Source organism: Streptomyces avermitilis MA-4680 = NBRC 14893 (assembly GCF_000009765.2).
GTDB classification, from domain to species: Bacteria; Actinomycetota; Actinomycetes; order Streptomycetales; family Streptomycetaceae; genus Streptomyces; species Streptomyces avermitilis.
Window position 1 is genome coordinate 4,475,603 of sequence record NC_003155.5, and the last position, 24,404, is coordinate 4,500,006.

The window sequence follows — 24,404 nt, forward strand, 5'->3', positions numbered from 1 at the left end:
TACCCCGAGAGCGAGCGAAACGAAACCGTTTCGTACGTGTCGTGGGTCACGCACATGTTTTCACAAGTTGCCGGGGCCCGTCGCGCGGAAAAGCATGGGTTAGGTGAACCCCGAGTCCGAGAACGTCCCCGGCTATCTCCGCTTCCCGCATCTCCACGGCGCGCGGCTGTGCTTCGCGGCCGAGGACGACCTGTGGCTGGCCCCCCTCGACGGAGCGGGGCGGGCCTGGCGGATCACCGTCGACCGCACCAAGGTCGGCCATCCGCGCTTCTCGCCCGACGGCCGCCACATCGCGTACACGAGCTGGCGCAGCCTCGTCCCGGAGATCCACCTGGCGCCGGTGGACGGCGGCCCCGGCCGGCGGCTCACCTACTGGGGCAGCACCGACACCCGGGTGTGCGGCTGGTCGCCGCCCGACAAGGAGGGGCACAGCGACATCCTCGCCGTCGCCTCCCACGGCGAGCCCTTCTCCTACTTCACCTGGGCCTACTGCGTCCCCACCGACGGCGACCCCGGCGGCCGGCTCCCCTGGGGCCCGGTCTCCGACATCGCGGTCGCCGACATCGACGGCGAGCGCAAGACCCTGCTGCTCACCGGCACCCCACCGCACGAACCGGCCTCCTGGAAGCGCTACCGGGGCGGCGCGACGGGGCGGCTCTGGCTGCACGGACAGCGGCTCCTCGCGGACATCGACGGGCACCTCGACAGCCCCCTGTTCGTGGGCGGCCGGATCGCGTTCCTCTCCGACCACGAGGGCATCGGGAACCTCTACTCGTGCGCCTACGACGGCTCGGACCTGCGGCGCCACTCGGACCACGACGCGTTCTACGCGCGGCACGCGTCGAGCGACGGCACCCGGGTCGTGTACCAGTGCGCCGGTGACCTGTGGATCGTCGACGACCTGTCCCCCGACTCGGTGCCCCGCCGGCTCGACGTGCGGCTCGGCGGGCCGCGGGCCGGACGCCGTACGTACCAGGTGCCGGCCGCGCAGCACGTCGACGGGATCTCCGTGGACGAGACGGGCCGGGCCAGCGCCGTCGTCGTACGCGGCAGTCTGTACTGGCTCACGCACCGGGACGGACCCGCGCGCACGATCACGGACACGCCGGGGGTGCGGGTGCGGCTGCCCGAGATGCTCGGCTCGGGCGGTCAGGTCGCGTACATCACGGACGCGGAGGGCGAGGACGCCGTCGAGATCGCCCATCTGCCCAGGGTCTCCGGCGAGCGCGAGCCGCGCCGCCTCGCCTCGGGGCGGCTCGGCCGCGTACAGGAACTGGCGGCGGACCCGCGGGGCGAACGGCTCGCGATCGCCTCGAACGACGGGCGGCTGCTGCTCATCACGGTGTCCGAGGCCGCCGGCGAGGAGGCCGGGGCCGACGCCGTGGAGAGCGGGGAGCCGGACGGCGAGGTCACCGAGCTGATCCGGTCGATCAACGGGCCGGTGCGGGATCTCGCCTTCTCCCCGGACGGGGCGTGGCTGACGTGGTCGCATCCGGGCATCGGGCGGTCGCTGCGGCAGATCAAGATGGCGCGGATAAAGGACCGGCTGATCGTCGATGTCACCAACGGGCGCTTCGAGGACGAGAATCCGGTGTTCACCCGGGACGGACGGTATCTGGCCTTCCTCTCCTGGCGCGGCTTCGACCCCGTGTACGACGTGCACACCGGGGATCTGTCGTTCCCGCTGGGCTGCCGCCCGTACCTGGTGCCGCTGTCCTCGGCGACCCTCTCCCCGTTCGCGCTGAACCCGGAGGGGCGGCCGGTGGCCGGCGGTCTCGATCCGGTCGAGGACGAGAGCGGCGACGGCGCGGTGACCGTCGAGCTGGAGGGACTGGAGAGCCGGGTCACGCCCTTCCCGGTCACGGCGTCGAAGTACTCGGCGCTGTATCCCGTCGCGGGCGGCGGCCTGGTGTGGCTGCGGTGGCCGATCTCGGGCGCGCTCGGCGAGACCTTCGCGAACCCCGACGACACCAGCGGCCGGCCGACCCTCGAGTACTTCAACATCAACAAGGCGAAGAAGTCCGAACTCGTCGGCCACCTGGACTGGTTCGCGGTGAGCGGGGACGGGTCACGGCTGGTGGTCGTGGACGAAGGAGATCTGCGGGCGGTGCCCTCCACCGAGTCCGGGGACGGCGACACCACCGTCTGGATCGACCTGCGGCGCATCATGCACGAGGTGGATCCGGGGGCGGAGTGGCGGCAGGCGTACGCGGAGGCGGGCCGGATCACCCGCGCGTACTTCTGGGACCCCGGTATGTCCGGCGTCGACTGGGACGCGGTCCTCGACCAGTACCGCCCGCTGGTCGAACGGGTCGCGTCGCCCGACGAGTTCGCGGATCTGCTGCGGGAGGTGCTGGGCGAGCTGTGCACCTCGCACGCGTATGTGACCCCCGCCCGCCGCAACGAGGGGCCGCGGCACTACCAGCGCTGGCAGGGGCTGCTGGGCGCCAACTTCGTCCGCCGGGAGGGTGGCTGGATGCTGAAGCGGATCCTGCCCGGCGACTCCTCCGACTCCAAGGCCCGCTCGCCGCTGGCCGGTACGGGGATCAGGGAGGGCGCGATGCTGACGCATGTGGACGGGCGCCCGGTGAACCTGGTGACGGGCCCGTATCCGCTGCTCGCGGGGGCGGGCGGTACGACGGTGGAGCTGACGTTCGCCCCCGCGGAGGGGGACGGGCCCCCACGGCGGGTGGCCGTGGTCCCGCTGATCGACGAGCGGCCGCTGCGCTACCAGGACTGGGTGGCCAAACGGCGCGAGGTGGTACGGGAGTTGAGCGGGGGCCACTGCGGCTATCTACACATCCCGGACATGGGCGGCTCGGGCTGGGCCCAGTTCAACCGGGACCTGCGGATGGAGGTGTCGCGGCCCGCGCTGATCGTGGACGTCCGCGGCAACGCGGGCGGGCACATCAGCGAGCTGGTCGTCGAGAAGCTGACCCGCAAGATCCTGGGCTGGGACCTCACGCGCGACGCCCAGCCGGTGTCGTACGCGTCGAACGCGCCACGCGGTCCGGTGGTCGCCCTCGCCGACGAGGCGACGGCCTCGGACGGCGACATGATCACGGCGGCGTTCAAGCTGCTGAAGCTGGGGCCGGTGGTGGGGCAGCGCACCTGGGGCGGCGTCGTCGGCATGACCGGCCGGCACCGCCTCGGCGACGGCACGGTGATCACGGTGCCGATGAACGCGGCGTGGTTCGAGGAGTACGGCTGGTCCATCGAGAACCACGGCGTCGCCCCGGACCTGGAGATCCTCCGCACGCCCCTGGACTGGGCGGAGGGCCGCCATGCCCAGATGGACGACGCGATCCAGCTGGCCCAGGACCTGCTCCGCACCCATCCGGCGGCCACGCCTCCGGACCACCACGACGTCCCGGTCCACACCCGGCCGAAGCTGCCGCCGAGACGATGAACAAGGCAGAAGGAAGGGGTGCCCCCTCGTCAGGGGACACCCCTTCTTCTCGGCTGACCGCGTCAGGCGTCGTAGTCCTGGTTCATGCGGTCGTCCATGTCCTGCTGCGTGTCCTCCAGGCTCTCGCGGGAACGGTCACGCTGCTCGGAGGAGCGCTTGCCGGCCTCTTCCTTGGCCTTCTGCGCCTGGTCCTTGAGCTCGTTCGCCTTGTCCTGGAACTTGTCCTTCTTACCCATGTGGGTTCACTCCCGTACTGATGAGGCGGTCAGGCGCCCCGGTGCTCGTCAAGCTCGTCGAGCGGGTCGTCCATGGGGTCGTCCATGGACTCGCGCATCGGGTCCCGCATGGGCTCGCGCATGGGGTCCCGCATCGGCTCGCGCATGGGCTTCTGCCCCTGCTCGCGGTCCTTGCGGGCCCGCTGGCTCATGTCGTCGCGGTCGCCGGACCTGGCCTTCTTCGCCTTGTCCTTGAGCTCGTTCGCCTTGTCCTGGAACTGGTCCTTCATACCCATGTGGGTTCACTCCCGTGGTGGGTGAGGGGATCGGGCCTCGACCAGACTTGCACGGGGGGACATAGCGCGCATTTCGATCAATTACGCGCTGTGTTCCGCGCCTCCTCATCAGCCGCCCCACCTGCACCGACGAGCTTCGTTCCCACGTTCTTCAGCCGCGGCTCGAAGCGGCGCATCTCCCGCTGCCCCACCGCCCCGATGACCATCGGCAGATACCCGCGCACGCCCTGCATCCCGCGCAGCCACCACTGCGCGTACACATGGCTCGACCTGCGCTCGATCCCGGCCACGATCCGGTCGACCGCGGGACCCAGCGGATACGTCTTGCCGGCCGGCCACGGCAGCCGCTGCCGCAACTCCCGCATCACCTCGTCCTGGTCGGCGCCCCGCACCATGTCCGTGTCGGTCCAGGAGAGGTAACCCACCCCGACCCGCACGCCCTTGTGGCCGACCTCGGCGCGCAGACTGTGCGCATACGCCTCCACGCCCGCCTTCGAGGCGCAGTACGCGGTCATCATCGGCGCCGGGGTGATCGCCGCGAGCGAGGCGATCTGGAGCAGGTAGCCACGGCTCTCCGTCAGCACCGGCAGGAACGCGCGGGCCGTCACCGCCGAGCCGATCAGGTTCACCTCGATCACCCGCCGCCACGCCACCGGGTCGGACTCGGCGAACGGACCGCCGTTCGCCACACCCGCGTTGGCGACCACGATGTCCACCTTCCCGAACCGCTGCTTCACCTCCGCCGCGACCCGCACCATCGCCTCATGGTCGGTGACGTCGGCGTACCAGTGGCCGCTGTCGGTGTGCAGCCGCTCGGCGACCTGCTTGAGCGCGTCCGGCTCCAGACCGACCAGAGCCACCTTCGCGCCGCGTGCCGACAGTTTGCGGGCCAGCAGCTCGCCGACACCGCGCGCGGCCCCGGTGACGACCGCGACCTGGCCCTCCAGGCTCACCCTGCTCATGCGCCCTCCTTGATGTGTACGTATGCCGCGACGAGTTCACGCATCCGGGCGGTGACCAGCTCGGGGGCCTCGACCGGTGTCATGTGCCCGAGCCCCGGCAGCTCGGTGACACCGACGCAGTTCGGCAGCGCGGCGACCAGGGCACGGGCGTGCACCGGCGGTGTCATCCGGTCCTCGGCGCCCACCAAGACCGCCGTCGGCACCGTCAACTCCCGTACGCCGTGGTCGAGATCGAGCAGGCCGAGCACCCGCGACCAGGCGTACCGCACCTGCCGCGGACAGGCGTGCACGATCCGCGCGCACGCCTCGACCATGACCGGGGACGAACCGGCGCCCATGGTGCCGTACTTGAGGACCCGCATCGCCACCGGCGTGACGGGGCCGAGCGGGGCGCGGGAGCGGAGGATCCGCCCGGTGAGCCAGGTACGCAGCCGCCCGGCGACCAGCGGCACCACCTTCGCCTCGGCGACCAGCCTCGAACTGGCCGTGCTGCACAGCAGGGCCGCCGCCGCGTGCTCCCTGAACCGCGCCCGCCCGGCCGTGGCCATCAGCGCCATCCCACCCATGGAGTGCCCGACCAGCACCGCCTTCTCGCCGGGTGCGAGCGTGGCGGCGAGGACGGCTTCCAGGTCGTCGGCGAGCGCCTCGGTGCCGCACAGGGCACTCGCCGGGCTGCGTCCGTGCCCGCGCTGGTCGTAGGCGATCACACGGTGGTCGGCGGCGAGGTCCCGGATCTGCGCCGCCCAGAAGGCGGTCGAGCAGGTCCAGCCGTGCGCGAGGACGACGGCGGGCGCGTTCTCGGGTCCGTGCACCTCGACGTGCAGCCGGGCGCCGTCGGCGGAGACCGCGGTCAGCGCGCGGACGGGGACGGGCGGGGCGTAGGGACCGCTCGCCGCGCCCGTGTGCGTCAGCCTGCTCACGCGTCCGCCTCCGCCTTCGCGCGGACACCCGCGGCGGCGGGCCTCGGAGCCCGTACGACCTCGTACTCCGCGAGGTCCACACGCCGCGTGGCGTTGCGGAACTCCGTCGTCGTCCCCGGCCAGACGGTGGTGTTGACGCCGTTCGCGTCGAGGTACCAGCTCGTGCAGCCGCCGGTGTTCCACACCGTGCGCCGCATCCGCTCCTGGACCTTGCTGTTCCAGGCGTGCACCGCGCCGGGACGGGCGTCGAGGGCGACTTTGCCGCCGAGGACGTCCAACTGCCGTATGAAGTCGGCCAGGTAGTTGAGCTGGGACTCGATCATCAGGATCATCGAGGAGTTCCCGAGCCCGGTGTTGGGGCCGATGATCGACATCCAGTTGGGGAAGCCGGGGGCGGACGCGCCGCGCAGCGCCTTCATGCCGCCGCTCCAGGACTGGGCGAGCGAGGTGCCGTCGGCGCCGACGACCCGCTCGGCGATCGGCATGTCCGTGACGTGGAAGCCCGTACCGAAGACGATCGCGTCGACCTCGGCGCTGCTGCCGTCGGCGGCGACGAGCGTGGATCCGTCGATCTTCGCCAGGCCGCTCGCGACCACGTCGACATTGGGCCGCGCGAGCGCCGGATAGTAGGTGTTGGAGAGCAGGATGCGCTTGCAGCCGATGCGGTAGTCGGGGGTCAGCCGGGCGCGCAGGCCGGGGTCCTCGATGGCGCGCGCGATGTTGCGCCTGGCCAGCCGCTCCACGAGACCGAGCTCGTCGGGGTGCTTGGTGAACGCCTGGACCTGCAACTCCCTGATGCCCCAGAGCAGTCCGCGGCGGACCTGGGTGGTGAACGGCAACATGCGGTGCAGCCCGCGCTCGGCCCGGCCGATGGCGCGATCGACGCGGGGCATCACCCAGGGCGGGGTGCGCTGGAAGAGGGTGAGCTTCGCGACCCGCGGCTGGATCTCGGGAACGATCTGGATCGCGGAGGCACCCGTGCCGATCATCGCGACGCGCTTGCCGCGCAGGTCGTAGTCGTGGTCCCAGCGGGCCGAGTGGAAGACCTTGCCGGGGAAGGTCTCGATGCCGGGCACGTCCGGGATCCTGGGGTCGGACAGCGGCCCGGTGGCGGAGACGACGAGGTCGGCGGTGAGCGTGCCGGTGGCCGTCTCGACCGTCCAGTGGAGCTGGTCCGCGTCCCAGGTCATGCGCTTGACCTCGGAGTTGAAGCGGAGGTGCGGGCGGAGCCGGAAGGTGTCCGTGACGTGTTCCAGGTACGCGCGGATGTGCTCCTGGCCGGAGAAGGTGCGCGGCCAGTCGGGGTGGGGCGCGAAGGAGAACGAGTAGAGGTGGGACGGCACGTCGCAGGCGCAGCCGGGGTAGCTGTTGTCCCGCCAGGTGCCGCCGACGCTGTCGGCCCGCTCCAGGACCACGAAGTCGGTCACGCCCTCGCGGCGCAGCCGCACCGCGGCCCCGAGCCCGCCGAACCCGGACCCGATCACCGCCACCCGCACATGGGGCACCCGCTCGCGCCGCACCTGATCGCCCTCGGTCATCCCGACGCCTCCTAGCCGCACAACCTTGCCGGTGATTACTGGCGCAATGGGGAGAGTAGGGCAGCGCCGTACTGATGGGTAGGGGTCGGGAGCGGGAAAGTTACCGGGAGTACGACGTAGGGTTCGGGCGTGGCAGAGAAGGCAGGCAGGCGTGAGTACCGCATGGAGGAGCTGGCCAAGGAGGCCGGCATCACGGTGCGCACCCTGCGCTTCTACCGCGAGCGCAAGCTGATCCCGCCGCCCCGCCGGGAGGGCCGTATCGCCTGGTACGACGAGACGCACCTGGCCCGGCTGCGCACGATCTCGGGGCTGCTGGAGCGCGGCCACACGCTGAGCGGCATCGCGGAGCTGGCGGAGGCCTTCGACCACGGACGGAACGTGGGGGAGCTCCTGGGCCTCGGCGCGCCCACCGAGGAGACCCCGGTCCGCCTCTCCCCCGAGGAGCTGGCCGACGTGTTCGCCGGCCAGGCGACCCCGGAGAACCTCGCCGCGGCGCTCGACCTCGGCTATCTCGGCACGGACGGCGGCGAGATCGTGCACATCAGCCGGCGCCTGCTGGACGTCTCGGCGGCACTGGTCCGCGAGGGCATCCCGCTCGCCGACGTCCTCGCGGCGGCCGGCCGGGTTCGCGTCCACACGGAGGCACTGGCGGCGCTCTTCACCGACCTGGTCCTGAAGCGAGACCGCACACCGGAGGACCTGCGCCGGCTGCGCCCCCTGGCGAAGAGCGTGGTGGAGGCGGAACTGTCGATGGCACTGGACCGGCGGCTGTCGGCCGCGCGGGATGAGAGGCCGTAGACCCGCGCGGGATCAGAGGCCGTGGACCCGCGGCGGATCAGAGGTCGTAGACCACCGTCACCGGGGCGTGGTCCGACCAGCGCTCCTCGTGCGTGGCCGCCCGCTCCACGAAGCCCTTGACCGCCTTGGCGGCGAGGCCCGGCGTGGCGACCTCGTAATCGATCCTCCACCCTGAATCGTTGTCGAAGGCCCGCCCCCGGTACGACCACCACGAATAGGGGCCTTCGACGTCCGGGTGCAGGGCTCGCATGACGTCGACGTATCCGCCGTCCTCGGGCGAGAGGACGCGGCCCAGCCACTCCCGTTCCTCCGGCAGGAACCCCGCGTTCTTCCGGTTGCCGCGCCAGTTCTTGAGGTCGGCCTCCTGGTGGGCGATGTTCCAGTCGCCGCACACGAGGACCTCGCGGCCGTCGGCGGCGGCGCGCTCGCGCAGGTCCTTCAGGTGGGTGAGGAACTCCCCCATGAACCGGTACTTCTCGTCCTGCCGTTCGGTGCCGACCTCGCCGGAGGGCAGGTAGAGGCTGGCGACGGTGACGCCGGGCAGGTCGGCCTCGACGTACCGGCCGCCGCCGTCGAACTCCGCCGACCCGAAGCCGACGCGGACGCGATCGGGCTCGCGGCGGGTGTAGAGGGAGACGCCCGCGCGCCCCTTGGCGGCGGCGGGCGCGTGGACGACGTGCCAGCCGTCGGGCGCGCGCACGCCCGCGGGCAGCTGGTCCGGCTCGGCCCGTACCTCCTGAAGGCACAGCACGTCCGCGGAGGTCTCCGCGAGCCACTCCACGAAGCCCTTCTTCGCGGCGGCGCGGAGTCCGTTCACATTCACAGAGGTCACAGTGAGCACCCCGGCACGATACTTAATCCAGGAGAGCGGACGTGCGCATAGATGTACGCTTGCGCGCATGACTATCCAGCTTCTCCAGCTTCGCCCCGTCGCCTTCGATCACCCCGACGCCGTCCGGCTCAACGACGAGGTGCAGCTCGAGTACGCCGAGCGCTACGGCGACGACGGCGACGCGACCCCGCTCGACCCGACCATGTTCGCGCCACCGCGGGGGCTTTACCTGATCGCGTACGACGAGCGGGACCAGCCGGTCGCCACGGGCGGCTGGCGCTCCCAGGACGAGAACGGCGAGGGGTACACGGACGGCGACGCCGAGCTCAAGCGGATGTATGTGATTCCCGCCGCACGCGGGCTCGGCCTGGCCCGCCGCATACTCGCGGCCCTGGAGGACGACGCGCGTGCGGCGGGCCGGCTGCGGATGGTCCTGGAGACCGGGGCCAAGCAGCCGGAGGCGATCTCTCTGTACGCCTCCAGCGGCTATGAACAGTGCCCCAAGTTCGGCTACTACCGTTTTCACGAGCTGAGCCAGTGCTTCGCGAAGGCCCTGTGACCCCGGTCACCGTCGCGGGCGGTGGTCAGCCCAGGTTGACGACCGCCTGGTAGTAGGTCCAGGCCGTCGCGTCGCACGACGCCTTCTTCACTCCGGAGTAGGCCGTGCAGACCCGCTTGAGGTCGGCGTAGAAGGCGCTGTCCAGGCGGGACTTGTTGGCGTCGAAGGAGCCGGCCGCCGTGTAGTTGCGGTAGCCGAAGTCGTGCCGGACGCACGAGTTGGCGAAGGGGAAGCCGAACGGGTTGTCCGGCGAGGTGGTGCAGTAGTCGGTGGACCAGTCGAAGCCGTACGCGCTCCAGGCGCCCTGGTCGGCGCGGGCCGCGAAGAAGGCGTTGTAGCTGGCGGCGCTGGTCTGGGTCCAGTTGCTGAGGACCGTCGCCTTGTCGGCGGGTGCGGCGGATGCCGACGTGACGGGTACGAGGGCGGCGGTCAGCGCGAGGGCGGTGGTGGCCAGCGTGGCGGCGACGCGACGGCGCATGGGGGGGGTACCTCCGTGGGAGAGCGCGGGCTGCTCCGACGGGGTCCGCCGAAGCGCGCCCAGCGTTCGCCGGGGGGCTATGGCGGTCGTATGCGGCTCCTATACGGGGAGCCGGCGGGGTGCGTACGTCAACTTGTCTGAGTGCACGCCGACTTGGTGTTCAGATGCGGGACGGGGGGACCGGCCCCCGGGCCTCACGCCCGCAGAAAGGCCAGTACCGCCAGGACCCTGCGGTGGGTCTCGTCCGCCGGGGGCAGGTCCAGCTTGGTGAGGATGCTGCCGATGTGCTTGCCGACCGCCGCCTCGGAGACCACCAGTTCACGGGCGATCGCGCCGTTCGACTTGCCCTGCGCGATCAGTGCCAGGACCTCCCGCTCGCGCGGGGTGAGGCGGGCCAGTGGGTCCCGGCGGCGGCGCAGCAGCTGGCGCACCACCTCGGGGTCGACGACGGTGCCGCCGTCCGCGACCTCGCTCAGCGCGTCCACGAACTCCTCGACCTGGCCGACCCGGTCCTTCAGCAGATAGCCGACGCCCGAACCGTCGCCGGAGTCCAGCAGTTCGGACGCGTACGCCCGCTGCACGTACTGGCTCAGGACCAGGACCGGCAGCGCGGGCTGCTTCTCGCGCAGCCGGACCGCCGCGTGCAGCCCCTCGTCCTGGAAGCCCGGCGGCATCCGGACGTCCGTCACCACGATGTCCGGTGCGTGCTCGGCGACCGCGACGAGCAGCGCCTGCGCGTCGCCGACGGCCGCCACCACCTCGTGACCGCAGCGGGTGAGCAGGCCGATGAGGCCCTCCCGCAGCAACACGCTGTCCTCGGCCAGGACTACGCGCAGGGGTCGGTTCGCTCGCAAGGAATCTCCACACGCAGCAGGGTCGGTCCACCCGGCGGGCTGGACAGCGCAAGTCTGCCATCGAGCACCGACACCCGGTCGGCGAGTCCGGTCAGCCCGCTGCCGTCCGCCGCGTTCGCGCCACCGCCGCCGTCGTCGTGCACCTCGAGGACCAGTCGGCCGTCCCGGTGTCCGCCGCTCACCTCGGCGCGGCTCGCCCCGCTGTGCTTGGCGACGTTGGCGAGGGCCTCGCAGACCACGAAGTAGGCGGCGGCCTCCACCGCTTCGGGCAGCCGGCCGGGCAGCTCCAGGCCTACGTCCACGGGGACCACGGAGCGGTCGGCGGCGTCGGCGACGGCCGCCTCGAGGCCGTAGTCCGCGAGGACCTTGGGGTGGATGCCGTGGATGAGTTCCCGCAGCTCCTCCAGGGCCTTGCCGGCCTCTTCGTGCGCCTTGGCGAGCTGGTCGGCGAGCGGTCCCGGCGGGGCGTCCAGGCGGGCCAGGCCGAGTGTCATCGTCAGGGCGACGAGCCGCTGCTGGGCCCCGTCGTGCAGATCTCGTTCGATGCGGCGCCGCTCGGCCTCGAACGCGTCGACCAACCGGACGCGTGAGCTGGCGAGTTCGGTGACCTTGGCGTCCAGGTCGGCTTCTCTGGAGGCGATCAGAAGCCGCGTCAGTTCCGCCCGGGCGCCGCCCGCGAGGCCCAGCGCGTAGGCGCAGAGCACCAGCAGGACCAGGCCGAGCACGGCGACCCCGAACGCTCCCGGCCAGGTGGTGACCGTCCACTGCTTGAGCACCTTCGCCTCGTCGCCGCCCCCGATGGTGGCCATCAGCAGCGGAGTGGCCACCATCGACACGGGGAACAGCAGGCCCACCGTGACCACGAGGGCGTCGACGGGCCAGAGCAGCCCCGCGAACAGCAGCGCGTAGCCGAGTTCCCGCCAGGTCGCCTGTTCCCGCAGCCGGGTCCGCAGCCAGGCCCACAGCCCGGGGGCGGAAGGCGTGCGGTGCTGGTCCGTCGCCGGGTCCAGGTCGATCAGCGCCAGCCTGCGCCGCTCCATGGAGGCGACCGGGATTCCGGCCAGCGCCACACAGACCAGCAGCGGCAGCCCCACCAGGACGACGGCGAGGGCGCCGCCGATCACGGCCACGGTCACGATCCCCACCAGCGCGGCGATCCCGGCCGCCGCCCCGGTGAGCAGATACAGGACCGACCGCCACGGCCACGACGACAGCAGGAAGCCCGGCCTGGACATGGCCTGCCACACATTCCGAGGGTGCATGGGCTCACCGTAGAAGGGCCGCTCCCGCCGGTGCCATCGGTCCAGTGGGCGGACCGGGGGTAGTGCCAGCCCTACCTTCCGCCGGCAGGGGCGGGCGGAACGTCCCTGGCGGGGACGGCCGAAAGGTCCCTGGCGGGGTCGGCGGACGGGGCACGGGACAGGGCCGCGAGGGCACGATTCACGGGCCGCGGGGTCACGGGGGTGGGGCTGCAGAGACCTGCCACGGCAGCCTGTTGCCATTTTGAAGGCTCAATTCCGCCACACGTTGGCGCAAACAATGACCGTGAGCGGCACGCCCGGCGCGTCGCTTTCGGCCACTGCCGCACAGGGCGGCCACGGCCGTACACCGTGGGGGAGTCACGATGGAATTCCAGCTTCTGGGACCCGTGGAGGCCAGAGAGGGCGCGCGCCGCGTCGCCCTGTCCGGCTCGAAGGTGCACACGGTTCTCGCTGTACTGCTGCTCGCGCGAGGCCGCGTGGTGGGTGACAGCCGGCTGAGTTCGCTGCTGTGGGGGTGGGACCCGCCGGCCACGATGAACGCCCAGATCTACACGTACATATCAAGGCTCAGGAAGCATCTGGGCTCCGATGTCGAGCTCGTCCGCCGGCAGCCCGGGTACCAGTTGCTCGCCGAGGGCTCCCATGTCGACATGGTGGAGTTCGAGCGTCTGGACCGGCTCGGGCGCGGGGCGCTGGAGGAGCGGCGGTTCCCGGAGGCCGGGGAGCTGCTGCGGCGCGCGCTCGACCTGTGGCAGGGTCCCGCGCTCTCGAATGTGACGCCCCATCTCGCCGAGGCCGAGCTGCCGCGCCTCGAGGAGTCCAGGATGAGCGCCCTCGAGCGTCGCATCGAGGCCGATCTCGCCCTCGCCCGGCACCAGCGCCTGGTTCCCGAACTCACCGGCCTGGTGGGCGAGTTCCCGGTGCGGGAGCGGCTGCGCGCCCAGCTGATGACGGCGCTGTACCGGTGCGGCCGGCAGGCCGAGGCGCTGCGCGCCTTCCACGAGGGCCGCGACGTGCTCGCCGAGGAGCTGGGGGTGGACCCCGGCACCGATCTCACGGACACCTACCAGGCCGTGCTGACCGGCGAGCTGAGCCGGTTGCCGCAGCCCGCGCGGCTGCCCACGTCCGCCCCGTACGCGTCGCCGTACTCCGCGCCGTACGCGTCGCCGTCCGCACCCGTCATGCTGCCGCCCGACACCGCCGACTTCACCGGCCGGGAGAACCAGTTCACCGAGCTGTGCGCCCGGCTCGCTCCGCCCCCGGCCGACCGGCGCTCCGCGTTCCGCCCGCGCCGACTGCTGATCACCGGCATGGCCGGTGTCGGCAAGACGGCGCTCGCCGTCCGCGTCGCACACGCCGTCGCCGCCGAGTTCCCCGACGGTCTGCTGTACGCCCGGCTGCACCACGAGGACGGCACCGTCAAGGACTCCTGCGCGGTCCTCGCCCAACTGCTGCGCGCACTCGGCGATCCGTCCGCCGGCCTGCCGGCCCCCGACGGGTCGCCGCTCCAACTGGACGAGCTGATCCGCCGCTACCGCACCCGGACGGCGGGCCGCAGGCTGCTGATCCTGCTGGACGACGCGGCGAACGAGCTTCAGCTGGACGCGCTGCTTCCGGGCACCTCGGACGCCGCCGTCCTCGTCACGAGCCGCAGCAGGCTGTCCGCGGTGCCCGGCTCGCGCACGGTCGCCCTGGACCCGATGGACCGGAAGGAGTCGCTCGCCCTGCTCGCGGCCATCGCCGGGAACGCGCGTCTCGCCGTGGAGCCGGAAGCCGCCCGGACCGTCACCGAGGTGTGCGCGGGGCTGCCGCTGGCGCTGCGGATCGCCGGGACGCGGCTCGCCTCCCGGCCGCTGTGGCCGGCGGCCCGGCTCGCCCGGCGGCTCGCCGACCCGGCCACCCGCCTCGGCGAGCTGCGGGTCGGTGAACTCGACGTACGGCGCCGCCTCGACGCGGCACTGCGGCAACTGCCCGCGCCGGAGCTGGAGCTGCTGCGCACGCTCGTCCGCCGCGGTGCCGAGCCGTTCGCGGCGACCTCGGCCGCGCTGCTGCTCGGTCTGCCCGAGACGGCGGCCGAGGAGTTCCTGGAGCGGCTCGTCGAGGTGTCCCTCCTGGAGATGACCGGCATCGACTCCGCGGGCGAGCCCCGCTACCGGCTGCACGCCCTGGTGCGGCTCGTCGTGCGGGCCGGCCGGGAACAGCGCACGGACCGGCCGTTCACCAGGGCGAGCTGAACCGAACGCGGGAGGTAGGTCTGGCCCTACCCCAAGTCTCGGTTCTGCCGCACTGCGCCGCCCCGCCCTCCCGCGGTTTCGTTGAGTCATCGACATGACGAGAGAGGCGGCGCCCCGATGATGGCTTGGCTGGCCGAGCGCGTCCTGGCCTACGGAAGCTTCGGCATCCTCGCCACGGTGCTGCTGCTGCCCGCGCTGGAGGCGGCCCTGCCGCTGGTCGGCGCGCTGCTGCCGGGGCAGACCGCGGTGGTGATGGGCGGCCTGCTCGCCTGGCACGGGCGCGTTCCCGTCGTGGCGGCCCTGGTGACCGCGGTCGTCGGAGCGGTGCTCGGCAACGTCGCCGGGTACGCCGTCGGGCGGCGCTTCAGCGCCCGGCTCCTCGCGCGGGTACCGGCCGACGGGCGGCGCCGGCGCTACACCGACCGCGCCCTCGGCCTGATCGAACGGCGCGGTGGCAGCGCCGTGTTCGTCGGCCGCTTCACCGCCGTCCTGCGGACCCTCGTGCCCACCCTGTGCGGAGCCACCCGGATGCCGTTGCGCCGCTACCTCGCCTGGTCGGTCGTCAGCAGCGTCGTATGGGCGCCCGCCTTCGTCCTGATCGGGTACGTCATGGGGCCGGCCGGGCCCGGGTGACGCACCTCCTCCGCAAGCTGCTGCCACGGCAGGAACCTGCCGACGCAGCGCCTTATCCGGCCACCCGGCCGCCTCAACAATGGCCACGCCGGGACCAGTTCCCGACGACTTCCGTCCCGCCCTGTCGCGCGGGAGGACCGACACCGAATGAGTGGGACAGATGAGTAACGACGCGATCCAGTTGCGTTCCGTGAGCAGGCGATACGGTGCGGGAGGCGGCGCGGTGACCGCCCTCGACCAGGTGTCGCTCGCCTTCCCCAGGGGCACCTTCACCGCCGTCATGGGGCCGTCCGGCTCCGGCAAGTCCACCCTTCTGCAGTGCGCGGCCGGACTCGACCGGCCCACCTCCGGCTCGGTCACCGTCGGCGACACCGAACTGACGAAGCTCAGCGAGACGAAGCTGACCCTGCTGCGCCGTGACCGCATCGGCTTCGTGTTCCAGGCGTTCAACCTGCTGCCGTCGCTGACCGCGGAACAGAACGTGGCGCTGCCGCTGCGCCTGGCCGGACGCCGCCCCCGCAAGACGGAGGTCCGCGAGGTGCTGGCGCAGGTCGGGCTCGGCGACCGGGCCGGGCACCGGCCCACCGAGATGTCCGGCGGCCAGCAGCAGCGCGTCGCCCTGGCCCGGGCCCTGATCACCCGCCCCGACGTCCTCTTCGGCGACGAGCCCACCGGCGCGCTCGACTCGCAGACCAGCCGGGAGGTGCTCACCCTGCTGCGCGGCATGGTCGACAGCGAGGGCCAGACGGTCATCATGGTCACGCACGACCCGGTGGCCGCCTCGTACGCCGACCGGGTCGTCTTCCTCGTCGACGGACGGGTCAACGGCGAGCTGATCGGGGCGAGCGCCGAGGACATCGCCGCACGCATGACCAAGCTGGAGGCCGCGCCGTGCTGAGCGTCGCCCTGCGCACCCTGCGCGCCCGCTGGGTCACCTTCGTCGGCAGCTTCGTCGCGCTCTCCCTGGGCGTCGGTCTGCTCGCCGTCATGGGCCTGGCCCTCGCGTCGTCCCTGGACGCACCGGACCGCGAGCCCGAGCGGTTCGCCGCGGCCCCGGTCGTGGTGAAGGGACCGGACACCCTGCGCGTGCCGACCCCCATCGGGGACCGGGTCCAGAAGCTGGCCCAGCCGCGCGCCGTACCGGCCGCCCTGAAGACCGAGCTGAAGAAGCTGGGTCCCGTGGTCGAGGACCGTGCCTTCGCCGTACGCGCCCGGGGCGGCCCCGGCGAGCTGGTGGGCCACCCCTGGTCGACCGCCGCCTTCGCCCCGTACGAGATCAGTGCCGGAAGCGCGCCCCGGGCCGCCGACCAGGTCGTCGTCAGCGGCGACTGGGCCACCGTGGGACAGCGGCTGCGGACCGACCGCGGCACCGTGCGGGTCGTCGGCACGGTGGCCGGGCTCGGCTTCGAGAACGCGGTCTTCTTCAGCGACGCGCGGGCCGCCGAACTGGCGCCTGTCAGCGTTCAGTTGGTGGTGGACGCCGACGCGGCCGCCGTGCGGGACGCGGCGCGGGACAGCACCGGGGTGAGCGTGCTCACCGGTGACAGGCGCCGGCTCGCCGACGCCGATCCCGACCGCGACAGCGAGGCCCTGGTCGCGATGAACGCCATGTTCGGCACGGCCGGCGGGGTCACCGCCTTCGTGTCGGTGTTCGTGGTGGCGTCGACCTTCGCGTTCGCCGTCGCCCAGCGGCGCCGCGAGTTCGGTCTGCTGCGCACCGCGGGCGCGACACCGGGCCAGATCCGCCGGATGGTCATCTCCGAGGCGTTCCTCGTCGGTGTCCTCGCGTCCGCCGCGGGCTGCGTGTTCGGCGCGTACGGTGCGCCGCGCCTCGCCCAGTGGGTGGTCGACAACGAGCTGGCCCCGTCCTGGTTCACCATCGGCGACTACACGTGGCCGTACTACATGGCCTTCTGGACGGGCCTGCTCGTGGCCCTGTGCGGCGCGGTGGCCGCGTCCTGGCGGGCCGGCAGGACCGGGCCGACCGAGGCGCTGCGCGAGGCGTCCGTCGACACCAGGACGATGACCTGGGGCCGCTGGCTGTCCGGTCTGGCCCTGCTGCTGACCGCCGTGGGCACGCTGGTCTTCGCGCTGGCCACCGAGCCGGGCGACCTGCTGCACCGCAAGACGTACGTCAGCCGGCCGATGCTGCTGATCACCGCGGTCGCGCTGCTCGCCCCCGTCCTGGTGCGGCCCATGACCCGGCTGATCGCCTGGCTGCCGGCCCAACTGCCGGGCGCCACCGGGATGCTGGTGCGGGAGAACGCCGCCGCGGGCGTGCGCCGTACCGCCGCCGTCGCGGCGCCCGTCCTGGTCACGGTCGCCCTCGCGGGCTCGCTGCTCGGCGCCACGGCGACGCTCAACGAGGCGAAGGCCACCGAGACCCGGGCGCAGACCGCCGCGAACTTCGTGGTGTCGCCGGGGAGTTCCGAGGGCTTCGACGCGGCCGCTCTCACCCGGCTGCGTGAGGTGCCGGGCGCCAAGGTCTCCGCCACCTCCACGAGCGCCGTGTACGTCCTCGAGGACGGCGTCGCGCTGATCAAGTCCGAGGCGCGGGCCGCCGATCCCGCGATGCTCGCCACCACGACGCGGCTGCCGCTGGCGGCGGGCCGGGTGACCGACCTCGACGACGACTCGATCATCGTGAACGAGGAGTGGGCGCGGCACACCGTCGGGCAGAGCGTGGCCGTCTGGCTCGGCGACGGCACGAAGAAGACCCTGAAGATCGCCGCGGTGATGCACACCGGCACCGGCAACAACGGCGTCTACGTCACCCCGGGCAACGCCCAGGGCGCGAGCGTCGACCGGGTCGACGTGTCGGTCGCGGACGGCGCCGACGCCTCGGCCGTGGCCGCCGGTCTGCGCGAGGCCGTGCGGTCCGAGGGCGGACAGGTCCTCACCAAGGACGCGTGGGTGCGGGCGAGCTACCCCGAGACCAACCGGACGACCCGCCTCGGCTTCATCCTGGTCCTCGGTATCGCCCTCGTCTACACGGCGATCGCCCTGGCCAACACGCTGGTCATGGCGACGTCCGACCGGGTGCGCGACCTGGCGGTGCTCCGCCTGGCCGGGGCCACCAGGTGGCAGGTGCTGCGCCTGGTGGGCGCGGAGGCGCTGATGGTGGTCGCGGTGGGCGGGGTGCTCGGGCTGCTGGCCGCGGGGCTCAACCTGGCCGGGATGTGGGGCGCCCTCGGGCTCCTCGAGGTGTGGTCCTCGATCGAGCTCCCCTGGCCGGTGCTCGGCGCGGCGGTGGCCGTCTGCGCCGTCCTGGCGGTCGTCTCGGCGATGGCCCCGGCCGGGGTCTCCCTGCGGCGCAGGGCCGTGGAACTGGCCGGCATGCGGGAGTGAACCCAGGGACCGCGTGCCGGAGGGACCCTCCCCCCGTCGCCTCCGGCGCGCGCCGCGGTCCGGGTCCGATCCGCCGGATCGGCCCGGACCGCAGCACAAAGGGCCGGGGCGCCGACTCCCACGAGGGAGCCGGCGCCCCGGCCTCGGTGCAGTCGGCGTCAGTGCGGTCGGGCTTGGTGCAGCCAGCGTTGGTGGATCGGGCTTGGTGGATCGGGCTTGGTGGAACCGGCTTGGTGGACCGGCGTCGGTGCCGTCGGCCTTGGTGGGCCGGTCGGCGAAGGACAGGCGGCAAGGGGGCAAGGGGCAGCGTCAGGCGGCGGGCGGGCGTGAGGGTTCGGCCATCGCCACCGCGATCTTGCGGGGGCCCGTGAACGGCTCCCGGCCGTGCGCGGCCAGCATGTTGTCGACGATCAGCACGTCGTCGCGCTGCCAGTCGAAGCGCGTCGTCGCCGAGCGGTACGCGGCCCGCAGATGCGCGACCGTCTCGTCCGGGATGCGTCCGCCGTCGCCGAAGTACGTGTTGGTGGGCAGGTCCTCGTCCGGGAAGATCTCCCGCAGCCCCTCCTGGACCTCCGGCGCCAGCGAGGTGACATGCCAGAACGTGGCGTGGTTGAACCACACCTCCTCCCCCGAGCCCGGGTGCGTGTGCACGGCGGCCCGCACCGTCGTCGTCCGCAGCCCCCCGTCCGCGCGCCACTCGGCCGTGATGCCCTTGCCGCGGCAGTACTCCTCGACCGCCGCCGGGTCGCCGGTGCCGAACGCCTCCTGCCAGGGCACGCCGAAGTCCGCGTGGAAGTTGCGCACCACCTGCCAGCCGCCGCGCCGCACGAACTCCTCGCGCACCGCCGGGTCGATGGCCCGGTACACCTCACGGATGTCGGCGAGCGGGGTCGCGCCCCGGGTGTGGGCCGGCTCGATGCAGTAGAAGTACAGCGTGTGCGGCCAGACGGCCTGGTAGGAGTTCTCGTTGTGCAGGAAGATCTCCTCGTCGGCCGGATAGTCGGTCGACGTGTAGACCTGGCCCTTGATGGTGGAGCGGGGCGAGGACCGCTCGGCGTAACTGAGCGGCCTGCTCCCGGAGAACGCCTGGACCACGCCGTCGAAGCCGTCGACTCCGCCGACCTCGAAACCGCGCAGCAGGAGCGCTCCCCGCTCGCCCAGGACCCGCCGGAGCTTCTCCCGGTTCTCGGCGATGTAGTCGTGCACCGGCGTTCCCGGCTGTGCCGTGTACTCGATCGCGGTCATCGGACCAGAACCCCCGTCGCCTTCGCCTGCTCCTGCTGCTGTTCCTGCTGCTGTTCCTGCCGCTCCTCGTCACCGCGCCGCACCACCGGGCCCGTGGAACCGGCCTCCCGGGCCAGCGCCGCGAACACCCCGTCGGCCACCGACAGGTCCTGCACCAGCCAGGTGTCGGGGCCCGTCGGCTCGGTGTGGGTGACCACGACCGGACCGTCGAGGGCGGGCCGTACGTCGACCGCCTTGAGGTCCGTGATGATGCCGACCCCGCTCGCCTTGACCACGGCCTCCTTCCGCGTCCAGCAGCGGAAGAAGGCGTGCGAACGCGCGGCCTCGTCCGGTGCCGACCGGACGTGGGCGAGTTCGGAGGCGCTCAGCACGAGCTTCGAGGCGCCCTCCACGTCCAGGCTGCGGCCGTCCTCCACGTCGATGCCGACCTGCCGGCCGACCACCACCGCGAGCAGCCAGCGCGGCCCGGACCGCGAGAGGTTGAAGTCGAGGTCGGTGGGCGGCCAGTCGACACGGGGTCTGCCGTGCCGTGGATGCGCGCAGCGCGGGCACGGGCGCCTGCCGAGGACGATGTCCCCCGGTGCCACGTCCAGGTACTCGGCGAGCACCCGGCGCAGCGCCGCGTGCGCGGCCGCGTAACGGACCGCGGCCGCGTCCGGCAGGCGTTCGACCAGGTGCCGTTCTTCTTCCGAGAGCAGGTCGGTGTCACCCGGCGCGAGCGCGTCGGGGGCCCGGCCCTGCCAGATGTGGACCGCGTCGCGGTCCCTCAGGTTCTCGTATGCGGCGGTCATCGCCTCAGTCCGTTCCGTCCGTTCCGTCCGTCCGCCTGGTCAGTCCGACATCGCGACCAGCACCCGGCGGTCGCCCACGAAGGGGCGGCGGCCGTGCGCCAGCAGGACGTTGTCGATGAGCAGCAGGTCGCCGGCGCGCCAGTCCACGTCGACGGCGTTCGCGAGGCCGCGGTCGCGGATCTGGGCGACGTACTCCGCGGGGATGGGGCTGCCGTCGGCGAACGTCACACTCTGCGGCAGTTCGTCCTCGGGCAGGATCTGCGCCAGCGCCGCCGCGGTGTCGTCGCCGAGGCCCGCCGGGTGCCACTGGTCGGACTGGTTGAACCACACCTCGGCGCCGGTGACCGGGTGCCGGGTGGTGGCCGGGCGCACCGAGGAGACCCGGATGCCGCCGTCGGCCTTCCACTCCCAGGTGGCGCCGGTCGGGCCGAGGAAGGCCTCCACCTCCTCGCGGCTCGTGGTCTCGAAGGTGTCCTGCCAGCTCTTGCCGAGCCCGTAGCCGTCGTGCAGGTTCTGCACGTAGCGCACCCCGCCCGCGAAGGCCTCGCGCACCTCGGCGTCCAGGGACCCGTACCAGACGGCCGCGTCGACGACGGGGGTCGCGCCGCCGCCGCCGGGCTGCACCTGGCAGTAGAAGGCCAGCCGGGACGGCCAGGCGTGCGCGTAACTCATCTCGTTGTGCATGGAGATGGTGAATTCCCGCGGGTACTCCGTGGAGGTGTACACGTTGCTGCCGACCTTGGTGCGCGGCGAGTTGCCGTGGACGTAGGCGAGCCGGTTGGGCAGCAGCGCGTCGAGCGCCCGGTCGAGGTCCTCGGGGGTGACCCCGAAGCCACGGAAGACCAGGCCCTTCTCCGCCACGAGCAGCTTGCCGAACTCCTCCCCCATGCCGGCCACCCGCTCGACGAGTTCCTCCGCCCCGCCCTCGCACTCGGTCTCGATCTCCAACGGCGTCCAGGTCTGCGTGTCCGTCATGAGTCATTCCTCCAGATCTTTACTGACATCGGCGACCAGTTCGGCTTCCCGCTGCGCGAGATAGAAGTGGTCGCCCGGGTAGGTGCGCAGGGCGAAGTCCCCGGCCGAGGACAGCTCTGACCAGGCGAGGACGCTGTCGCGGTCGCAGCCCGGATCGCTGCGGCCGAGATACGCGGTGACCGGCGACGCCACCGGCTCCGGGGGCGTCGCGGGCCGGTAGCTCTCGATGAGCCGGTAGTCGGCGCGCAGCGCGGGCAGCAGCAGCTCGCGCAGTTCGGGGATGTCGTACGCCTGCGAGCCCAGGTCGCCGAGCCGGCGCACCCCGGCGACGAGTTCGTCGTCGGTGCGCAGATACAGCCCGGAGGGGCGGGCGCGGTGCGGTGCGGAGCGGGCCGAGACCATCAGCCGCCGGGGTACGACGCCGTGCCGGGCCCGAAGCCGCAGGGCCGTCTCGTAGGCCACCGTCGAGCCCATGCTGTGCCCGAACAGGGCGAGCGGGACGTCGAGGTGGGGCAGCAGCGCGTCGGTGACCGCGTCGGCCAGTGTGGCCATGTCGGTGACGCAGGGTTCGGCGAGCCGCTCCTGGCGCCCGGGGTAGCAGACGGCGAGCAGCTCCAGGTCGGACGGCAGACGCGCCGGCCAGCCGTGGTAGAGCTGGGCGTTGCCGCCGGCGTGCGGAAAGCAGACGAGCCGGAGCCGGGGGCGGCCTCCCGACCGGGCCGGGTAGCGCCTGAGCCACGGCTCGCCGCGCACGCCGTGCACACGTCGTTCAGTCATCGGTCCCCCTCTCCTTTCTCCGTCGGCTCCACCGGTTTCTCCGTCGGCTCCACCGGTTTCTCCGTCGGCTCCACCGGATCGACCGGCTCCGCTGTCCGTGGCGTCGCCGCCGTTTCTCCCCTGAGGCCCGGTGCCACCGCCGCGAGCAGGGCCAGTACGGCCATGGCGGCGGCGATCGCGCGGACCGTGGGCAGCGCGCCCCACGCCGTGAGCAGCAGGCCGCCCGCGAACGAGCCGAGCGCGTTGGTGCCCGAGCCGATCAGTCCCGCGGTGGCGGCCACCCGGCCCTGGAACGCGTCGGGGGTGATGCGCACCTGGTAGACGGCGGCGGCGACGTTGAACACGGCGCCGACGAATCCGGTGCCCGCGTACAGCGCGCCGAGGAGCACGGGGCGGGCGGTCAGTGCCATGGCGCCGATCAGCAGCGTCCAGGCGACGGCGCCCCCGATCAGCAGGGTGCGCTGGGACATCAGGCGCTGGAGGCGGCCGCCGGCGAGCGCCCCGCCCAGGCCGCCGACGCCGCCGATGCCCACGACGACCGCGAGCGTCGCCGACGGCAGTCCCGCCTCCTTGATCCGCAGGATCAGGGCGAGTGCCAGCATCTGGAACAGGACGTTGGTGCCGGCGACATAGCCGAGTGCCGCGCGCAGGAACCGCTGGCGCCACAGCCAGCGCATGCCTTCGGCGACCTCACCGGTGAGCCGTCCCGGACGCGCCGGGGCGGTGCGCTCCGCCTGGAAGTCCTTGCGGACGAACAGCAGGGTGACGAGCGAGACGAGGTAGCCGAGCACGCCGAAGCCGAAGGGCAGCCACCGGGCCGCCGAGTGCAGCAGCACCCCGCCCGGCTGGCCGAGCAGACCGGCCGCCCGCCCGCGCGCCTCGTTCTGCGCGAGGGCGGCGGGCAGGTGCGCCGGGTGGACGAGGTTGCGTACGGCGCCGCGTTCGGCGAGCCGGTAGAACACGGCCAGGGCCGATTCGAGGAACGCCACCGCCGCCAGGTGGGCCACGTCCACCCGGCCCGCCGCGAGCGCCAGCGCCACGCTGCCCACCGCGAGGACCCGGCCCGCCTCGCAGCCCAGCATCAGCCGGCGCCGGTCCCAGCGGTCCACCAGGGCGCCGGCCGGCAGCTGCACCAGGAGCAGCGGCAGCAGGGCCGCCGTGGACACCACGGACATCGCCAGCGGGGAGCCGGTGTGCCACAGCACGATCAACGGGTAGGCCACCGCCGTCACCCGCGTGGCGAGGAACGACATGCTCGCGCCGGACCACAGGAGCAGGAACTCCCGGTTGCGGCGCAGCGGTTCGGGTGGGGCGCCGGTCCGGGGACCGGCGCCCTCGACGAGGGTCACGGCCTGCACCACTCCAGCACCGCCATCGCGCTGTGCATCTTGTTCTCCGCCTGCGCGAAGGCGATGCTCGCCGGGCCGTCCAGCACCTCGGCGGTGACCTCGTCACCGCGGTGCGCGGGCAGGTCGTGCAGGAAGACCGCCTTGGGACTGGTCTCCCACAGTGCCGCCGACACCTGGAACGGGGCGAAGATCTCCCGCCAGTCCGGGTCCGGCTTGCTGGTGCCGGTGGTCTGCCAGCGGGAGGTGTAGACGGCGTCCTGATCGGCGGGCAGGTCGTCCATGTCGTGCCGCTCGCGGAACGTGGCGCCGTGGCGGCCGGCCTGGTCGGCGGCGCGTTCGCGGTAGTACGGGGCCAGCCCGTAGCCCGGCGGCGTGCGCAGTTCGAGGGAGACGCCCGGATAGCGAGTCAGTGCGAGCGCCAGCGCCGACGCGGTGTTGTTGCCCTCGCCCACGTACAGCACCCGCAGCCCCTCGATGCCGCCGAAGTGCCCTTGCAGGGTGGTCAGGTCGGTCAGTGCCTGGGTGGGGTGCTCGTCCGCGCTCATCGCGTTGACGACCGCCATCCGGTCCTGCGCGGCCCAGGCCCGCATCTCGGCGGGGTCGCCGGCGGTCCGGGCGACCAGGACGTCGAGCATGCCGGACATGACCCGTCCGGTGTCCTCGCTGGTCTCGCCGGTGTTGAGCTGGAGGTCGTCGGGGCCGTACGCGATGATCTGCGCCCCCAGTCGCAGAGCTCCGCTGGAGAAGGCGGTGCGGGTGCGGGTCGACGTCTTGCGGAAGTAGATGCCGACGACGTCCCCGGCCAGCGGCGCGGGGCGGCCCGCGGTACCGGCCGAGAAGGCGGCGCCACGGAGTACGAGGGAGTACAGGTCGGTGTCGGAGAGGTCGTCGATGGAGATCAGATGCCGTACGGGTGCCACGGTGTCCTC

The 24,404-nt window shown here is 72.6% G+C and carries 22 protein-coding genes; 7 read left to right on the forward strand and 15 right to left on the reverse strand.

Annotation, left to right across the window (positions count from 1 at the left end):
* Positions 1-103 precede the first annotated feature (103 nt).
* Positions 104-3,409, forward strand: a complete 3,306-nt coding sequence (locus SAVERM_RS18695) for a S41 family peptidase (RefSeq protein ID WP_010985051.1) — start codon at positions 104-106, stop codon at positions 3,407-3,409.
* A gap of 62 nt (positions 3,410-3,471) precedes the next feature.
* Here SAVERM_RS18695 and SAVERM_RS43335 read toward each other — a convergent pair whose 3' ends face one another.
* The 5 genes from SAVERM_RS43335 to SAVERM_RS18715 all read right to left on the reverse strand — a co-directional run bounded on the left by SAVERM_RS43335 (position 3,472) and on the right by SAVERM_RS18715 (position 7,340).
* Positions 3,472-3,645 (reverse strand): hypothetical protein, encoded by a 174-nt coding sequence (locus tag SAVERM_RS43335; protein ID WP_010985052.1) that lies wholly within the window; start codon positions 3,643-3,645, stop codon positions 3,472-3,474.
* Between the two features lie 29 nt (positions 3,646-3,674).
* A complete protein-coding gene (locus SAVERM_RS18700) occupies positions 3,675-3,920 on the reverse strand; it encodes a hypothetical protein (RefSeq protein WP_010985053.1) in 246 nt (81 codons plus the stop codon).
* A gap of 77 nt (positions 3,921-3,997) precedes the next feature.
* Positions 3,998-4,882: an SDR family oxidoreductase gene (locus tag SAVERM_RS18705; RefSeq protein WP_010985054.1), complete on the reverse strand. Its 885-nt coding sequence runs from the start codon at positions 4,880-4,882 to the stop codon at positions 3,998-4,000.
* Positions 4,879-5,802 (reverse strand): alpha/beta fold hydrolase, encoded by a 924-nt coding sequence (locus SAVERM_RS18710; protein ID WP_010985055.1) that lies wholly within the window; start codon positions 5,800-5,802, stop codon positions 4,879-4,881. The genes SAVERM_RS18705 and SAVERM_RS18710 overlap by 4 nt, the downstream gene beginning before the upstream one ends.
* Entirely contained in the window at positions 5,799-7,340 is a 1,542-nt protein-coding gene (locus tag SAVERM_RS18715) for a flavin-containing monooxygenase (protein WP_042493250.1), read from the reverse strand. Before SAVERM_RS18715 ends, SAVERM_RS18710 begins: the two co-directional genes overlap by 4 nt.
* Before the next feature lie 129 nt (positions 7,341-7,469).
* Between SAVERM_RS18715 and SAVERM_RS18720 the strand changes: the two genes are divergently transcribed.
* Positions 7,470-8,138: a MerR family transcriptional regulator gene (locus SAVERM_RS18720; protein ID WP_010985057.1), complete on the forward strand. Its 669-nt coding sequence runs from the start codon at positions 7,470-7,472 to the stop codon at positions 8,136-8,138.
* A gap of 37 nt (positions 8,139-8,175) precedes the next feature.
* On the opposite strand, the gene SAVERM_RS18725 is transcribed toward SAVERM_RS18720, so the two are convergent.
* On the reverse strand, positions 8,176-8,979 hold the full coding sequence (locus SAVERM_RS18725) for an exodeoxyribonuclease III (protein ID WP_037644809.1): 804 nt from the start codon (positions 8,977-8,979) through the stop codon (positions 8,176-8,178).
* Between the two features lie 58 nt (positions 8,980-9,037).
* On the opposite strand from SAVERM_RS18725, the gene SAVERM_RS18730 reads away from it, so the two are divergent.
* Complete coding sequence (locus tag SAVERM_RS18730) at positions 9,038-9,529, forward strand: GNAT family N-acetyltransferase (protein WP_010985059.1); 492 nt, start codon at positions 9,038-9,040, stop codon at positions 9,527-9,529.
* A 25-nt stretch (positions 9,530-9,554) separates the two neighbouring features.
* Here SAVERM_RS18730 and SAVERM_RS18735 read toward each other — a convergent pair whose 3' ends face one another.
* The 3 genes from SAVERM_RS18735 to SAVERM_RS18745 form a co-directional block, all read right to left on the reverse strand.
* Positions 9,555-10,007: a phospholipase gene (locus SAVERM_RS18735; RefSeq protein ID WP_010985060.1), complete on the reverse strand. Its 453-nt coding sequence runs from the start codon at positions 10,005-10,007 to the stop codon at positions 9,555-9,557.
* Between the two features lie 194 nt (positions 10,008-10,201).
* Positions 10,202-10,861 (reverse strand): response regulator transcription factor, encoded by a 660-nt coding sequence (locus SAVERM_RS18740; protein WP_010985061.1) that lies wholly within the window; start codon positions 10,859-10,861, stop codon positions 10,202-10,204.
* Complete coding sequence (locus SAVERM_RS18745) at positions 10,834-12,123, reverse strand: sensor histidine kinase (RefSeq protein WP_010985062.1); 1,290 nt, start codon at positions 12,121-12,123, stop codon at positions 10,834-10,836. The genes SAVERM_RS18740 and SAVERM_RS18745 overlap by 28 nt, the downstream gene beginning before the upstream one ends.
* 362 nt (positions 12,124-12,485) lie before the next feature.
* Here SAVERM_RS18745 and SAVERM_RS18750 point away from each other — a divergent pair, with 362 nt between their 5' ends.
* From SAVERM_RS18750 to SAVERM_RS18765, 4 genes are all read left to right on the forward strand, one after another.
* Complete coding sequence (locus tag SAVERM_RS18750) at positions 12,486-14,357, forward strand: AfsR/SARP family transcriptional regulator (protein WP_037644804.1); 1,872 nt, start codon at positions 12,486-12,488, stop codon at positions 14,355-14,357.
* Positions 14,358-14,474: 117 nt separating this feature from the next.
* Positions 14,475-14,990: a DedA family protein gene (locus tag SAVERM_RS18755; RefSeq protein WP_048894562.1), complete on the forward strand. Its 516-nt coding sequence runs from the start codon at positions 14,475-14,477 to the stop codon at positions 14,988-14,990.
* Between the two features lie 160 nt (positions 14,991-15,150).
* The gene (locus SAVERM_RS18760) at positions 15,151-15,888 is read left to right on the forward strand and encodes an ABC transporter ATP-binding protein (protein ID WP_037644802.1); all 738 of its coding nucleotides are present in this window, start codon (positions 15,151-15,153) and stop codon (positions 15,886-15,888) included.
* The gene (locus tag SAVERM_RS18765; RefSeq protein ID WP_010985066.1) at positions 15,882-18,338 is read left to right on the forward strand and encodes an ABC transporter permease; all 2,457 of its coding nucleotides are present in this window, start codon (positions 15,882-15,884) and stop codon (positions 18,336-18,338) included. The genes SAVERM_RS18760 and SAVERM_RS18765 overlap by 7 nt, the downstream gene beginning before the upstream one ends.
* Positions 18,339-18,647: 309 nt before the next feature.
* On the opposite strand, the gene SAVERM_RS18770 is transcribed toward SAVERM_RS18765, so the two are convergent.
* The 6 genes from SAVERM_RS18770 to SAVERM_RS18795 are packed head-to-tail and all read right to left on the reverse strand — an operon-like array spanning position 18,648 to position 24,395.
* Entirely contained in the window at positions 18,648-19,583 is a 936-nt protein-coding gene (locus SAVERM_RS18770) for a TauD/TfdA family dioxygenase (RefSeq protein WP_010985067.1), read from the reverse strand.
* Positions 19,580-20,374 (reverse strand): 4'-phosphopantetheinyl transferase family protein, encoded by a 795-nt coding sequence (locus SAVERM_RS18775; protein ID WP_010985068.1) that lies wholly within the window; start codon positions 20,372-20,374, stop codon positions 19,580-19,582. Before SAVERM_RS18775 ends, SAVERM_RS18770 begins: the two co-directional genes overlap by 4 nt.
* A gap of 39 nt (positions 20,375-20,413) precedes the next feature.
* On the reverse strand, positions 20,414-21,349 hold the full coding sequence (locus tag SAVERM_RS18780; protein WP_010985069.1) for a TauD/TfdA family dioxygenase: 936 nt from the start codon (positions 21,347-21,349) through the stop codon (positions 20,414-20,416).
* 3 nt (positions 21,350-21,352) lie between these two features.
* Entirely contained in the window at positions 21,353-22,126 is a 774-nt protein-coding gene (locus SAVERM_RS18785) for a thioesterase II family protein (RefSeq protein WP_042493257.1), read from the reverse strand.
* Complete coding sequence (locus tag SAVERM_RS18790) at positions 22,123-23,475, reverse strand: MFS transporter (RefSeq protein WP_010985071.1); 1,353 nt, start codon at positions 23,473-23,475, stop codon at positions 22,123-22,125. The genes SAVERM_RS18785 and SAVERM_RS18790 overlap by 4 nt, the downstream gene beginning before the upstream one ends.
* Positions 23,472-24,395, reverse strand: coding sequence for an ornithine carbamoyltransferase (locus SAVERM_RS18795; RefSeq protein WP_010985072.1), 924 nt, complete (start codon positions 24,393-24,395; stop codon positions 23,472-23,474). The genes SAVERM_RS18790 and SAVERM_RS18795 overlap by 4 nt, the downstream gene beginning before the upstream one ends.
* Between the last annotated feature and the right edge of the window lie 9 nt (positions 24,396-24,404).

Bases quoted from the DNA above. Each gene is read 5' to 3' on its own strand.
- SAVERM_RS18770 (WP_010985067.1), bottom strand. From the start codon at position 19,583: ATGACCGCGATCGAGTACACGGCACAGCCGGGAACGCCGGTGCACGAC.
- SAVERM_RS18760 (WP_037644802.1), top strand. From the start codon at position 15,151: ATGAGTAACGACGCGATCCAGTTGCGTTCCGTGAGCAGGCGATACGGT.
- SAVERM_RS18755 (WP_048894562.1), top strand. From the start codon at position 14,475: ATGATGGCTTGGCTGGCCGAGCGCGTCCTGGCCTACGGAAGCTTCGGC.
- SAVERM_RS18715 (WP_042493250.1), bottom strand. From the start codon at position 7,340: ATGACCGAGGGCGATCAGGTGCGGCGCGAGCGGGTGCCCCATGTGCGG.
- SAVERM_RS18750 (WP_037644804.1), top strand. From the start codon at position 12,486: ATGGAATTCCAGCTTCTGGGACCCGTGGAGGCCAGAGAGGGCGCGCGC.
- SAVERM_RS18780 (WP_010985069.1), bottom strand. From the start codon at position 21,349: ATGACGGACACGCAGACCTGGACGCCGTTGGAGATCGAGACCGAGTGC.
- SAVERM_RS18705 (WP_010985054.1), bottom strand. From the start codon at position 4,882: ATGAGCAGGGTGAGCCTGGAGGGCCAGGTCGCGGTCGTCACCGGGGCC.
- SAVERM_RS43335 (WP_010985052.1), bottom strand. From the start codon at position 3,645: ATGGGTAAGAAGGACAAGTTCCAGGACAAGGCGAACGAGCTCAAGGAC.
- SAVERM_RS18785 (WP_042493257.1), bottom strand. From the start codon at position 22,126: ATGACTGAACGACGTGTGCACGGCGTGCGCGGCGAGCCGTGGCTCAGG.
- SAVERM_RS18775 (WP_010985068.1), bottom strand. From the start codon at position 20,374: ATGACCGCCGCATACGAGAACCTGAGGGACCGCGACGCGGTCCACATC.
- SAVERM_RS18730 (WP_010985059.1), top strand. From the start codon at position 9,038: ATGACTATCCAGCTTCTCCAGCTTCGCCCCGTCGCCTTCGATCACCCC.
- SAVERM_RS18700 (WP_010985053.1), bottom strand. From the start codon at position 3,920: ATGGGTATGAAGGACCAGTTCCAGGACAAGGCGAACGAGCTCAAGGAC.
- SAVERM_RS18745 (WP_010985062.1), bottom strand. From the start codon at position 12,123: ATGCACCCTCGGAATGTGTGGCAGGCCATGTCCAGGCCGGGCTTCCTG.
- SAVERM_RS18735 (WP_010985060.1), bottom strand. From the start codon at position 10,007: ATGCGCCGTCGCGTCGCCGCCACGCTGGCCACCACCGCCCTCGCGCTG.